Raw genomic sequence first — 13,847 nt, forward strand, 5'->3', positions numbered from 1 at the left:
GCCAAAATTGAAGGCTCATGTAATCCACAATGAAAATAAAATCCAAATTTTTAGCCGTTACCCTATGGTTCATCGCCGCTGGCATAGGTTGTAGTTTAGTCGGATTATCCGGAACATACCTTTACCTTAGCCCACAATTACCATCGGTGGATACATTACGTGACGTACGCCTCCAAACCCCGCTTAGAATCTACTCTGCTGATGGAAAATTAATCGGCGAATTTGGCGACCAACGCCGCACCCCCGTTAAGTTTGACGACATTCCGCCACTTTACATTCAAGCCCTGCTCGCGGCTGAAGACGCTCAATTTTTCACCCATCACGGCGTATCAATTAAAGGGATTAGTCGCGCAGTGGTAGAGCTTGTTACCACGGGTAAAAAAGGCTCTGGGGGCAGCACCTTAACCATGCAGGTTGCCCGAAATTACTTCCTCACCAAACGAAAAGCTTTTATACGTAAGTTCAACGAGATTCTTCTAGCCCTAAGAATTGAGAAAGAGCTCACAAAAGAAGAAATTTTTGAACTTTATGTCAATGTTACCTTTTTAGGGAAGCGTGCCTACGGCATTGAAGCTGCCGCACAAGTCTATTACGGCAGAACACTTAACGACTTAACCTTACCCGAATTAGCAATGATAGCAGGCCTTCCTCAGGGCCCCTCCTTCCAAAACCCTATTATTAACCCAGAGCGCGCCAAGGAGAGACGCAATTGGATTCTAGGACGCATGTTTGAACTTGGCTCTATCAACGAGGAAACCTACGCTCAAGCCGTTGCCACCCCCGTCACAGCCAAATACCACGGTGTAAATTTAGACGTATACTCGCCTTATGTTTCAGAAATGGCACGAAAGAAAGCAATCGAGCTATTTGGCTATGCCGCATATACGGATGGCTACCGAATATACACAACCGTCGACAGTCGATTACAAGACACTGCTCAGCAAGCCGTTGTAGAAGGGCTGATCACTTACGACCAACGTCACGGCTACCGAGGCCCCGAGCAAAACCTTCCGCTCGACCAACTCGACATTAAAACAGATGAGAGCGGGCTATCAACGACCGACTACGGCCCCTGGCTTGAAACACTCAAAGCCACCCCCTCTTACGGCAACCTCAAGCCGGCACTAGTGACCGGCGTAGAAGATCAACGTATTCACGTACTTACCGAGGAAAACGAAATACTCACCCTCGAGTGGGATCAAGGCTTATCCAGCGCGCGCCCTTATATAACCGAAGACTCGCGCGGCCCTTCCCCAAAACTAGCCGAAGAAATTGTCGCACCGGGCGACCTGATTCGCATCAAGCAGCAAGATGGCATGTGGAGACTGAGCCAAATTCCAGAGGCTCAAGCTGCACTTATCTCTCTATCGCCGCAAAATGGCGCTATTAGAGCGCTCGTCGGCGGCTTTGACTTTCACCAGAGCAACTTCAACCGTGTAACACAAGCCCGCAGACAGCCAGGCTCTAACTTCAAACCATTTGTATATACCGCCGCGCTAGAGCACGGCATGACCGCCGCCTCCATCATTAACGACGCCCCAATCGTATTCGAAGATGGGCAACTCGAAAGCACATGGCGACCAGAAAACGACGGCGGACGCTTTTACGGGCCTACTCGCCTAAGGGAGGCGCTGTACCGATCCAGAAACTTGGTTTCGATCCGAATCTTACGCAACACAGGTATCTCCAATGTGATTGACGGCATGTCGCGTTTTGGTTTTGACGAATCTGAACTTCCCCGCGACCTATCTCTAGCGTTAGGCAGCCACGATTTAACCCCTTTGCAAGTGGCAACCGGTTACGCGGTATTCGCCAACGGGGGCTATAAGGTTGAGCCTTATTTAGTGGAAAAAATTCTAAACTTCGATGGTCGCGCCGTGTTCGAAGCCTTACCGCCAACAGTATGTAACGGCTGTGACGATGGCGAATATCTCGCGCAACTTAGCAGCCAAAACGATTCGGGCGCCGAAGAGGATAGCTCTAACAACCCCTACCAAATTCAGGGCGACCCCTTCCAGTTCGACTTTGAGGTTAAGAGCCTGCTAGGTATTTTAGAGCCTAGCGATTACCCCAAAGCACCAAAGGTGCTCGACGACCAAGTCGCTTACATCATGGACTCAATCCTAAAAGATGTTGTTCAAAAAGGTACTGGCTACCGCGCAAAAGCCCTAGGTAGAACTGATTTGGCAGGGAAAACCGGCACCACCAACGGCCCCAAAGACGCTTGGTTTTCCGGCTACAACGGTAATCTTGTGGCCACTACTTGGGTTGGGTTTGATCAGCATTCGCCACTTGGTAAAAATGAATACGGCGGCTCTGCAGCATTGCCAATTTGGATAGACTTTATGAAGGAGGCGTTAAAAGGCAAGCCGAATACACATCGCGCCCAACCTCCAGGCATGGTTACCGTACGCATAAACCCAGAAACGGGCGAACGCGCTAGGATTGACGACCCAGACGCGATATTCGAAACATTTAGAGCGGAGCATGTGCCACAGTTTAAATCACAGAACGACGCCACCAATCAGGCCATGCCGTACGAAGAGAGTATTACAGAAGACCTTTTCTAGCGTCTTATTAGGAAGGGCAAATATCCAGCCCTTCCTATAAGCTGCAACTTCAATTAGCCGCAGACACAAAAAAGCCGGCGAATAGCCGGCTTTTTAATAACTAACGCGAATCGCCAATTATTTAGATTTGATAGCACCAAAACGCTTGTTGAAGCGATCGATACGGCCGCCAGTATCGGCAGTCTTCTGCTTACCGGTGTAGAATGGGTGGCATTCTGAACACACGTCAATATGAATATCTTTAGCTAAAGTTGAACGAGTTTTAACAACATTACCGCAACTGCACGTTGCATTCATATCGCCGTAGTTTGGTTGAATATCTGCTTGCATGATAAATGCCTCTAATGATTTTAGTGCACCGCCATTCGATCACTTGTGTCGAACACGGTACATCGTTTATGTTACCGGCCTAAATTTAAGACCGCGCATGGTACCAGAAAGCGCACGCAAAGCAACACAAAATCGTCTACATATCGATCACTCTGCAATAGGCCAACGCCAACTTAATGAATAAGCTCTACCTAGAAATCGCCCTACCCGTTCCTTTGCGCCGCACATTTGACTACCTCACCAATTTTCAGGGTGACCCAAATGGGCTAATAGGCTGTCGCGTACAGGCGCCGTTTGGCAATCAAACCTTAATTGGCATAATCATTGGGGTGAAGGCGCAGTCGGAAACTCCTGCCGACAAAATGAAAGACATTCACACCATTATTGATGACACACCACTTATATCTCACCTAGATTTGCAGCTATTTAGCTGGGCTGCCAATTACTACCACCACTCTCTAGGCGAGGTATTACACGCGTCCATCCCCCAAAAGTTGCGCCAAGGCGAACGCCAAGAGCACGAACAACTCATAAGCGCGTGGAAACACACCCCCGAAGGGATGGGATTGCCAGAAACAGCATTAAACCGCTCTAAAAAGCAGCAAGAAATACACAGGTACCTGCTACAAAACACACAATTTACCCGCTCCACGGCACAAAGGCTTGGTTTTTCCACCTCTGCAATAAAAGCACTTAAAGACAAAAATCTTATCGAAGAAATTTTAGTTAAAGACTCGATTGAACAAGTGCAAACAAATAATAGCTTGCTCAACAATACGCCACTCACCCTAAACCAAGAGCAAACAGCCGCACAAGAAAGCGTTATTTTTCACCGCTTTGGGGCCTACCTGCTTGATGGTGTAACAGGCAGCGGCAAAACCGAAGTGTACCTACAACTGGTGGCCAGAGCCTTACAAGCAGGCACACAAGCACTTGTACTTATTCCTGAAATAGGCCTGTCTCCCCAAACAGTAGGCCGATTTAAAGACAGGTTTAGCGTAGAAATAGCCGAACTCCATTCCTCCATTAACGAAGCCAAACGCGCCGAACATTGGCAAGCAGCAAAAAGCGGCCGTGCAAAAATAGTGATAGGCACGCGCCTAGCTGCCTTAGCCGCACTTAACAAACCCGGCATTATCATTGTGGATGAAGAGCACGACCTCTCATATAAACAACACGACGGCTTTCGTTATTCGGCGCGAGACATATGCGTTTACCGAGCCAAACAGCACAACATTCCCGTGGTATTAGGCTCTGCAACCCCTTCACTAGAAACCCTAAACAACGCCATTACTGGTCGCTACCAACATTTAAAACTCACCCAGCGAGCAAGCACAGCCACACCGCCTCATATCGAAAGTATCGACATTCGCAACCAGCAATTGACAGCAGGACTGTGTGAATCGGCAATAGAAGAAATTAGGCACACCCTACAACGCCAACAGCAGGCGCTGGTATTTCTTAATCGCAGAGGGTTTGCCCCGTCGCTCTTTTGTCATCACTGCGGCTGGCAAGCCAAATGTACGGGCTGCGAACTACCTATGACCTTTCACTCGCACCCAAGACACCTACACTGCCACCGCTGCGACAGGCAAAACGGCGTACCTCGCGCCTGCCCAAGCTGCAAAAACCAAGCATTCAGCCATCGCGGTAGTGGTACCGAGCAAATCGAGCTCTTTTTGGCGAAGCAGTTTCCAAATACTCCAGTAATACGTATAGATAGAGACACCACCAGCTCTAAGAAGGCGATGCAAAAGCTATTAGAGCCCGCTTACGCAGGCACGCCTTGCATACTGGTTGGCACACAAATGCTAGCCAAGGGGCACCATATTCCCGGTATTAACCTCGCTGTTATTGCCGATGCAGATCAAGGCCTTATGAGTGCCGATTATCGCGGTGTAGAACAAGTTGGCCAACTTGTTACTCAAGTGGCCGGCAGGGCTGGGCGCGCATCGTCAACGGGTAAAGTACTTATCCAAACCCACCAACCAGACCACCCGTTAATGCGTGTGCTTATTGCGGAAGGCTACAATAGCTTTGCGGTGCAACTGCTAGCAGAACGCAAACATTCCGGCCTACCACCTTACGGATACTCTGCTTTAATTCGCAGCGAGTCCAAGCGGCCCGAAAACGCGCTTGCCATATTACAACTGATACATGGCGCGATTAAAAATACTGGCAACAAACACACCATCACCACCATCGGCCCAATGGCAGCCCCTATAGAAAAAATAGGCAACAGGTTTAGGTTTCAATACCAACTTTTCTGTAATTCAAGAAAGGAGCTTCACGCAACTTTAAAAGCCGTGCTAAGCGAGGTAGAAGTTAAAGCGGAGGCGAGAAGAACGCGCTGGTCGGTGGATATTGATCCGGTGACCAGCGCTTAAAGATCAATCTATTTCACAGCTTCTTACTGGATCTCCATCAGTATCTGGGTCCCCATTTTCAGGGTCCGGATCAAAATCATTTTCGGAAGCCACACCACTACACAAGTAAAGAGGCGCGCTTCTCGCTATAGTAACCGTAGTAGAAGAGCACCCTTCAGTAATGCAAGGCCCATCATATACACCGTTACCTAAATCGCGTACGCCGTTCTGATTCGTATCAACGAACGCCTCTCCAAGCGTGTACATACCATCTTCATTCTCATCTACGAACGGCTCAGGTAAATCGACAAACGTCTCTCCTTCGTCATACAGGAAATTACCATTAAGATCTGTAAATGACTCAGCCCCCTGAGTAAAAGCCATCACACTCGCATTAAAGTCTGGTGCATTTTTACTGCTGCCTGCGCTTTCCCAATTAACGGAACATGAACCATTTGAAAGAGTACACGATGAACCAACTAGTCCCGATTCAGGGCTCCAAAAACTTACCTGAATACCATCGAATGCGGGGTTTCCAAACTGATCGCTCGCCCGAATATTAAGTGTTACGGACACACCATCTGTATTTCTGGAGTTATCTACCCCCCAATCAGGGCCTGCTGAAAGTGAGAACCGATTTGCCACAGGAATCCCACTTGAAATAATAATATCGCTGGATGTGGCAGTAACATTGGAGCCATCCAATGAGGCAATCACTCGGACAGGCGTAGCAACAGTACCACTTGCGAGCGATACAAATGCATTTCCTTCACTATTGGTTCTAATACCTTGAGTAGAGCCCTTAAGCTGAACCCCGCCCACATCGGTGCTCAATGAAAAGCTTAAAGCCACGTTTGATTCTGGGTTTCCTGAACTATCCGTCGCCCGAAACGTGAGGATTGTATTTTCATTCCCACCTTGCCCCCGCAAATAAATTTGCTTGGCGGAAGCTGAAACAAAAGAAATATTGATCACTCCGTCATCTACTTCCACTTCAGTTTCGCCTCCAGGAGAAGGGGTAGAAATATTCGGATTATCCCCAGGTGCGCCACCACAGGCCACCAGCAGTACAATAAATCCAATTAATGCAGTCAACCTGCTCAAAGAAACTGTTACGTAGTCCATAATTTCCACTCGCTGGGTAAATGAATGAAGGTACTTGAGAGCAACTTACCAGCACCATCATAACTTGCCATTTGCAACGTCTAACATTTTAGCTTAAATATTAACGCCTACAGGCTCATTAAAGCTCGATAATAGCTTAGAACATTGAGCTAAGCCAATAAAACCCAAGCAAATTTTGGTTTTGAGGCGCTATAGTTGTGATAAGCTAGACGTTCTCAAGCTGTGCACCAGCGCGCATTTTTTTCTAATTTGTAAATCGAGCAACGCCCACCATTAACAGGTTCTCGTATACACTAACGCCCCCGTTCACTCCCATTAGGACAGCAATAGCACCATGGCCCGAGATTACGCCAAGAAAAAGCCCCCTCAAGCAAGTAAACGCAAAGCAGAACCGCGGGTACCAGCGTGGGTTTGGTTGTTTACGGGAGCCGTGCTAGGTGCATTTATTATGTTTTTGATGCGACTTGCGGACATGTCTCCGCAAGAAACGGCCAAAGAAGTAAAAGAAAAAACAGCCGCTAACTCGGCCAAGAACGAGGAGCAAAAGCCTCGTTTCGACTTTTATGAGCTGTTAAAAGACGCAAAAGTGCCCACCCCAAAACCCGATACTAGCGGCCCCTCTGGTGCAGCCACCGAACCGGAAGCACCGGCGACTGAATATATTTTGCAAGTGGCATCATTCAAAAATAAAACAGATGCCGAAGCGCTGCGAGCGCAATTAATTTTGCTAAATTTGGAAGCCACAGTGCAGGACGCCAAAGTTAGAAACGGTGAAACTTGGTACAGAGTGTTAGCGGGCCCTTACCAATCACGCTCAAGAATGTCTAAAGCGCGCAGCACGCTTATATCTAACCGCTTCGAAGCCCTTGTGCTAAAACGCAATATCGAGAATTAATTCGTACATCAATCTACGCTAAGTTGAGCCAATCCCCTTGGCTCGACTTGAAATAGCCCAAGCCACCCCCACTTTCTCTATCAAGCAGCCTTCGCGGCACTCCCCCATTTAGAAGTAGGATATATCTGTGGAACAATATCGCGGCACCACCATACTGTCTGTGCGCCGAGGCAATAAAGTTGTCATTGGTGGAGACGGCCAAGTTTCTCTTGGCAACACTATTATGAAAGGCAACGCTTGCAAGGTGCGTCGCCTGTATAAAAACCAAGTTATTGCAGGTTTTGCTGGCGGCACCGCTGACGCATTCACCCTGTTTGAACGCTTTGAAGCTAAGCTAGAAGCACACGACGGCCAACTTGTACGCGCAGCTGTTGAACTAGCCAAAGATTGGCGAACAGACCGCGCCCTGCGCCGCTTAGAAGCTTTGCTTGCCGTAGCAAACAAAGATGCCTCACTGATAGTAACCGGTAATGGCGATGTTATTCAGCCAGAAAACGACCTTATTGCCATCGGCTCTGGCGGCGCCTTTGCCCAATCGGCAGCGCGCGCACTACTAGAAAATACCGAGTTAGAAGCCAGAGATATTGTCGAGAAAAGCCTCGGCATAGCCGGCGATGTGTGTGTTTACACCAACCACCACTTCACCATTGAAGAGCTGAGTTTCTAATTTCAATCATTCGCAAACATTGCGAACACGACTTGATACTGCACAAAAGTGCAAAAATAGATTTTACCGGCGCCAAATCGCGTATTTGGGCTGACGACTTCGGGAATTAATTATGTCCACTATGACACCACGTGAAATAGTTCATGAATTGGACCAGCATATTGTTGGTCAGCAGGATGCCAAAAAAGCAGTAGCCATTGCGTTGCGCAATCGCTGGAGAAGAATGCAGCTAGATGCCAAGCTACGCACAGAAATCACCCCTAAAAATATTTTAATGATAGGCCCAACCGGGGTGGGTAAAACTGAAATAGCCCGCCGGTTGGCCAAACTTACCAACGCACCATTTATAAAAGTAGAAGCCACTAAATTTACAGAGGTGGGCTATGTTGGCCGCGATGTAGAGTCAATTATTCGCGATTTGGTGGATAGCTCTATAAAAATGATGCGCGAACAAGAAATGACCAAAGTGCGGCACCGCGCTGAAGAAGCCGCCGAAGAAAGAATTCTTAACGCATTGCTGCCACCGGCCAGAGGCGAGGATGGCGCAGTAGAAGATTCCTCTACTCGCCAAATATTCCGCAAGAAATTGCGCGAAGGTCAGTTAGACGATAAAGAAATTGAGATAGATGTTTCTGCCACCCCAGTGGGCGTAGAGATAATGGCTCCTCCTGGCATGGAAGATATGACCAGCCAGTTGCAAAATATGTTCTCGAGCATGAACACGGGCAAAACAAAAAAAACAAAACTTACTGTTAAAAAAGCATTCAAAAAATTAACAGATGAAGAAGCGGCTAAGCTTGTTAATGAAGAAGAATTAAAAGCACAAGCCATAGATGCCGCCGAGCAAAATGGCATTGTGTTTATCGACGAGATAGACAAAGTAGCCAAGCGTGAAGGCAATAGCGGCGCAGATGTATCGCGCGAAGGTGTACAGCGCGATTTGCTGCCACTTATTGAAGGCTGCACGGTTAGCACTAAGCACGGCATGATCAAAACAGACCACATTCTGTTTATAACCTCTGGTGCATTCCATGTTTCCAAGCCCTCAGACCTTATCCCAGAGCTGCAAGGGCGCCTACCTATACGTGTTGAATTGCAAGCGCTTACGCCAGACGATTTTGAGCGTATTCTTACAGAACCAACAGCATCGCTTACTGAACAACACCAATCGTTACTGGCAACAGAAGGCACACAAATCGAATTTACCGCCGACGGAATCCGTAAAATCGCCGAAATTGCTTATCAAGTAAACAAAAGCACCGAAAATATTGGCGCCCGACGCTTGCACACAGTGCTAGAAAAATTATTGGAAGAGATTTCGTTTGCCGCCGGTGAAAGCGATAACAACGTAACTATCGATGCTGCATTTGTTGATGGCCAGCTTGGCGAGCTCACCAAAAACGAAGATTTGAGCCGATTCATCCTTTAACGGAGCACGAGAGTGACTACAGTAACCCCAAGTAAAATAAAGCTTCACCGCAAATCCTGCGTGTTAGAGGTTGAGTTCGGCGAACAAAGCTATCACTTAAAAGCCGAATATCTGCGTGTATATTCGCCTTCAGCCGAAGTAAAAGGCCACGGCCCAGGTGAAGAAGTGCTGCAATTAAACAAGGAGAATGTCGCCATTACCGGCATAGAGCCCCTAGGTAACTACGCTATTAAGCTTATTTACAGTGATGGCCACGATTCCGGCATATATTCTTGGGGCTATTTAAAAGAGCTTGGTGAAAATTACGAAGCAAACTGGGCCGACTACCTAGAACGGGTAGAAAAGCACAAGACTGAGCAAGCAGAAGCAGAAGCCACAAAAGATGTGAGCGCAGTAAAGTGGGTTAACCCCAACTAGTAAACCTTCAGGGCCGAGCAATCGGCCCTTTTCCTCAATACTCCCCCAAAACCTACCCGCTCACCACTAATGGCCACCACTGGCTGGACGCGGTAGAATAGCTGCCTTTCGCGAATACGCCATTAGAGGTCAACCATGTCTGACGAGCAAACCACACACTTCGGTTACGAAAAAGTAGATGTTAAAGACAAAGCTAGACGCGTTGCCGGCGTATTCCACTCTGTGGCAGCTAAGTACGACATTATGAACGATGTCATGTCCGGCGGAATTCACCGCATTTGGAAACAGTTCACCATTGAGCTGTCTGGCGTACGCTCTGGGCACAAAGTATTAGATATTGCCGGCGGCACTGGCGACCTTACTAAAAAATTCTCCCGCATTGTAGGCCCAACCGGCCAAGTAGTGTTGGCAGATATTAATGAATCCATGCTCAATGTCGGCCGAGATAAGCTTATAGACAGCGGCGTTGCCGGCAACGTGGTGTACACCCAGGCCGATGCACAATACCTTCCCTTCCCAGACAATACTTTTGATTGCATAACGATTGCATTCGGCTTGCGTAATGTTACCGATAAAGACTTGGCAATTGCGTCCATGTTGCGCGTGCTAAAACCCGGTGGGCGCTTATTGATACTAGAGTTCACCAAACCACAAAATGCATTGGTAGAAAAAGCGTACGACTTTTACTCATTTAAAATTTTGCCCACCATGGGACAAATAATTGCCCAAGATGCAGACAGCTACCGCTATTTAGCAGAAAGTATTCGCATGCACCCAGACCAAGAAACGCTAAAAGGAATGATGGATGCAGCTGGTTTCGCACAGACCAAATACCACAACATGACAGGCGGCATAGTAGCGTTACACACCGGAATTAAACCTTAAAGCAGCAACGAAAACACATACAACGAGCGCACTATGAACCAACAGCCAGATGGAAACACCGTAACGCCCACTCCACTCGCTAGCGCTCTGGCTATGACGATAGAGCTAGCTATCAACAAAGCGTTAACAGCCGACCCTGCCACCCGAATAAAGCTCAATGCGCTAAACGGTAGAACTCTTCAAATAAACTGCAACCAACCTACACTTAAATTACAATTTTTGTTTTGTGAAAACCAAGTACTGGTAAACGGCAACCCCCTGGACGACGCAGATGCACAAGTCAGAGGCAGCGCAGAGGCATTTTTACGCGCCGCCACACAGCAAAATAATCACACGCTGGCCGATACAGGGTTAACTGTACAGGGTAATGCCAACCTACTTACCCATGTTCAAGAAATTGCAAAAAACATAGATATAGACTGGGAAGACCTGCTCGCCCCTATTGCGCCCCCCGCACTAACTCATATAGCCGCTACGGGCATTCGTGCGCTAACAAGCTGGGCAAAAGAAACCAAAAACTTTATAGAAGAAAACGCAGCCAATGTGCTTACTGATGAGCTACGCGCAATACCTGCGCAGCAGGAGCTAAATATCTTTTATGACGATGTGGACAATGTCGCAGCCAGAGCACAGCGCCTAGAAGCTAAGCTAAACGCGTATTTTGCGCAAAAAAACAACATTAAAAACAACTAACCAAACGGAAACAGTTAAGTGCGCAGACTTGCTCGACTTACCCGCATTATTCATACATTTTGCCGCTACCGCTTAGACGCCTTACTGAAAGACGTAGAGGTAAAGTCGCGCTACAAATTATTACTCTTTCCCTTCTGGTTTTACCCCAAGCCCGATATAAGCCGCGGTCGTGCGCTGCGCAACAGTCTCGAAGAACTTGGGCCAATTTTTATAAAGTTTGGTCAGTTACTGTCTACCCGCCCCGACCTTATTCCCGATGACATCATCGAAGAACTTAACTACCTGCAAGATAGAGTCGCTCCATTTAGCAATGAAGAATTTAAACGTATTGTTGAACAGGCGCTTGGCAATAACACTAACGCTCTGTTTAAAGAGTTTTCTGAAAAACCATTAGCATCAGCCTCTGTTGCACAGGTACACACTGCTACGCTGCACACAGGTGAAGATGTTGTCGTAAAAGTGGTGCGCCCCAATATAGAAAAGATAATCCAAAAAGATGTTGCTCTACTGGAGCTGTTAGCGCGCACCATCGAAAAGCTAAGCCCAGAAGGCCGCAGATTTAAATTAAGCGAAGTAGTGGCAGATTATAAAGACACTATTTTTGACGAGCTGGATTTAAAACGCGAGGCAGCCAACGCAAGCCAGTTGCGCCGCAACTTTGAAGGCTCGCCCCTGTTGTATGTTCCCGCCGTGCACTGGCAATACTGCACAAACAAAGTAATGGTAATGGAAAGGATTTACGGCATTCCTGTTACCGATATGGAAAAAATTAACGCACAGAGTACAAATTTAAAACTGCTTGCAGAACGCGGAGTAGAAGTATTTTTTAAGCAGGTTTTTGAACACAACTTTTTTCATGCAGACATGCACCCCGGCAACGTTTTTGTGTCGCCAGCCAACCCGCAAAACCCAAGTTATATGGCTGTGGATATGGCCATTATTGGCTCACTCACAAAAGAAGATCAGTACTACCTTGCGCGCAACTTACTCGCCATGTTCCGCAGAGATTACCGCCAAGTAGCAGAGCTGCATGTAATGAGTGGCTGGGTACCGGCGAATACGTCTATAAGTGGTTTTGAATCGGCAATACGTACCGTGTGTGAGCCTATTTTTGAACGCCCACTTAAAGATATATCCTTTGGTGAATCGCTGGTAAATTTATTTAGAACCGCTCGACGCTACAATATGCCAGTACAACCACAACTGGTACTGCTGCAAAAAACCCTGTTAAACATAGAAGGGCTAGGTCGACAGCTCTACCCAGACTTAAACCTGTGGGATACGGCACACCCATACTTAGAAAAATGGCTAAAAGAGCGCTACCAAGTTAAAACGCTTTTCAACAACTTAAAATACCATGCACCAGAATGGCTAGAAAAATTCCCAGAAGTGCCCCACTTGGTATTCAACGCTTTAGAAAAGCTGAACAACCAGCCAGCTAACGAGCATAAGCAGCAAATAAGCTCCGCAACACAACGCACAAACAAAGCCCTAACCTGGCTTGGCTATGGCACCCTAATGGCGGGCCTAGCAATTACTCTGGCGACGTATACCGCAATCCCACAATCGGCCATTGTGCTTATTGCTGCTGGCGCCACCTTGTTAGCTGTAACCAAACGATAATGTGTGCGATTGGACGGAGTACGCCGTCCAACCCACTTAATTTCGCTTATAAAAAACCCACGCCACACCAGCAGATATTACCCAGTGATTTGTTGTTTCCATTAATGGGCTACCTTCAAATACAACGCCCTCTAAATTGTCGTAACGAATACTTGTACCGTAAATAATGTTGCCGTACCTCGCTTTGGCTCCAACCTTTACAAACGCGCCACTGTAACCGGCAGTTGCGGCATAGGCTGGCCTTTCTACCGTAGCAAATGCATCTTCAACACTGTAATAATAACGGTGGTATTTTTCTGAGGCGTAAATTACGCCTACATCCGCCTTTGCGTCCCACTCACCGTAAAACTTTGGCCACTGATAGGTAAGTTTGGGGGCAAAGTTATAACCTATATACTCAACTTTAGACGTATCTATTGCCACCACACCGCGCAACGGCAGTCGAGCCGCCCAACCTGTGTGGAAATTTTTACCGGTTATGTTGATATTAAACGAAGGCCCAATTTGCGCTGCGCTCGCAAGCTCCGGCATACCGGCTCGTAAACGGTTATCGTGGCTATCGCCATTAAGCGCTAAATCTGCACTTAAATTAAATTCAAAACGATCGGAAGCGTATATTTCGCCCTCCACACCTTTGCGATCTATTTTAAGAAAATCACCGTGATACTTAACAAATGGAAAAGGTAAAAATTGTATTTGTGTTTCTTTCGAACCGCGGTAGTCGTGAATATATTGCCCACCGAGACCAATACCTAATTCCATTTCTCCATCAAACACTGCACTCGCATTGACTGCATAGCACAATGCCAACGCACCTATCCAATAACGCTTCACCTAGCTTGCCCTC

General features: G+C 47.4%; 12 protein-coding genes. 9 read left to right on the forward strand and 3 right to left on the reverse strand.

Going from position 1 to position 13,847, the window contains the following annotated elements; all coding sequences use genetic code 11:
* Positions 1 to 29: 29 nt before the first annotated feature.
* On the forward strand, positions 30 to 2,570 hold the full coding sequence (locus tag SDE_RS14085) for a penicillin-binding protein 1A (RefSeq protein WP_011469169.1): 2,541 nt from the start codon (positions 30 to 32) through the stop codon (positions 2,568 to 2,570).
* 117 nt (positions 2,571 to 2,687) lie between these two features.
* On the opposite strand, the gene rpmE is transcribed toward SDE_RS14085, so the two are convergent.
* Positions 2,688 to 2,900 (reverse strand): 50S ribosomal protein L31, encoded by a 213-nt coding sequence (rpmE, locus tag SDE_RS14090; RefSeq protein ID WP_011469170.1) that lies wholly within the window; start codon positions 2,898 to 2,900, stop codon positions 2,688 to 2,690.
* Between the two features lie 176 nt (positions 2,901 to 3,076).
* On the opposite strand from rpmE, the gene SDE_RS14095 reads away from it, so the two are divergent.
* Positions 3,077 to 5,287, forward strand: coding sequence for a primosomal protein N' (locus SDE_RS14095; protein ID WP_011469171.1), 2,211 nt, complete (start codon positions 3,077 to 3,079; stop codon positions 5,285 to 5,287).
* 3 nt (positions 5,288 to 5,290) lie between these two features.
* Here SDE_RS14095 and SDE_RS14100 read toward each other — a convergent pair whose 3' ends face one another.
* On the reverse strand, positions 5,291 to 6,391 hold the full coding sequence (locus SDE_RS14100) for a carbamoyl-phosphate synthase large subunit glutamine-dependent (protein WP_011469172.1): 1,101 nt from the start codon (positions 6,389 to 6,391) through the stop codon (positions 5,291 to 5,293).
* Positions 6,392 to 6,725: 334 nt separating this feature from the next.
* Here SDE_RS14100 and SDE_RS14105 point away from each other — a divergent pair, with 334 nt between their 5' ends.
* The 7 genes from SDE_RS14105 to ubiB all read left to right on the forward strand — a co-directional run bounded on the left by SDE_RS14105 (position 6,726) and on the right by ubiB (position 13,000).
* The gene (locus SDE_RS14105; RefSeq protein ID WP_011469173.1) at positions 6,726 to 7,286 is read left to right on the forward strand and encodes an SPOR domain-containing protein; all 561 of its coding nucleotides are present in this window, start codon (positions 6,726 to 6,728) and stop codon (positions 7,284 to 7,286) included.
* Between the two features lie 127 nt (positions 7,287 to 7,413).
* The gene (gene hslV, locus SDE_RS14110; RefSeq protein ID WP_011469174.1) at positions 7,414 to 7,953 is read left to right on the forward strand and encodes an ATP-dependent protease subunit HslV; all 540 of its coding nucleotides are present in this window, start codon (positions 7,414 to 7,416) and stop codon (positions 7,951 to 7,953) included.
* Positions 7,954 to 8,065: 112 nt separating this feature from the next.
* Positions 8,066 to 9,382 carry an ATP-dependent protease ATPase subunit HslU gene (gene hslU / locus SDE_RS14115; protein WP_011469175.1) on the forward strand — a complete coding sequence of 439 codons (1,317 nt, stop codon included), beginning with the start codon at positions 8,066 to 8,068 and terminating at the stop codon, positions 9,380 to 9,382.
* Positions 9,383 to 9,394: 12 nt separating this feature from the next.
* Positions 9,395 to 9,799 carry a gamma-butyrobetaine hydroxylase-like domain-containing protein gene (locus SDE_RS14120; RefSeq protein WP_011469176.1) on the forward strand — a complete coding sequence of 135 codons (405 nt, stop codon included), beginning with the start codon at positions 9,395 to 9,397 and terminating at the stop codon, positions 9,797 to 9,799.
* A gap of 135 nt (positions 9,800 to 9,934) precedes the next feature.
* Complete coding sequence (gene ubiE, locus SDE_RS14125; RefSeq protein ID WP_011469177.1) at positions 9,935 to 10,684, forward strand: bifunctional demethylmenaquinone methyltransferase/2-methoxy-6-polyprenyl-1,4-benzoquinol methylase UbiE; 750 nt, start codon at positions 9,935 to 9,937, stop codon at positions 10,682 to 10,684.
* Between the two features lie 33 nt (positions 10,685 to 10,717).
* On the forward strand, positions 10,718 to 11,377 hold the full coding sequence (locus tag SDE_RS21400; protein ID WP_011469178.1) for a ubiquinone biosynthesis accessory factor UbiJ: 660 nt from the start codon (positions 10,718 to 10,720) through the stop codon (positions 11,375 to 11,377).
* A gap of 18 nt (positions 11,378 to 11,395) precedes the next feature.
* Positions 11,396 to 13,000, forward strand: coding sequence for a ubiquinone biosynthesis regulatory protein kinase UbiB (gene ubiB, locus SDE_RS14135; RefSeq protein WP_011469179.1), 1,605 nt, complete (start codon positions 11,396 to 11,398; stop codon positions 12,998 to 13,000).
* Between the two features lie 36 nt (positions 13,001 to 13,036).
* On the opposite strand, the gene SDE_RS14140 is transcribed toward ubiB, so the two are convergent.
* Positions 13,037 to 13,834, reverse strand: a complete 798-nt coding sequence (locus tag SDE_RS14140; protein ID WP_011469180.1) for a MipA/OmpV family protein — start codon at positions 13,832 to 13,834, stop codon at positions 13,037 to 13,039.
* Between the last annotated feature and the right edge of the window lie 13 nt (positions 13,835 to 13,847).

This window comes from Saccharophagus degradans 2-40, assembly GCF_000013665.1.
In the GTDB taxonomy this organism is placed as follows: Bacteria; Pseudomonadota; Gammaproteobacteria; order Pseudomonadales; family Cellvibrionaceae; genus Saccharophagus; species Saccharophagus degradans.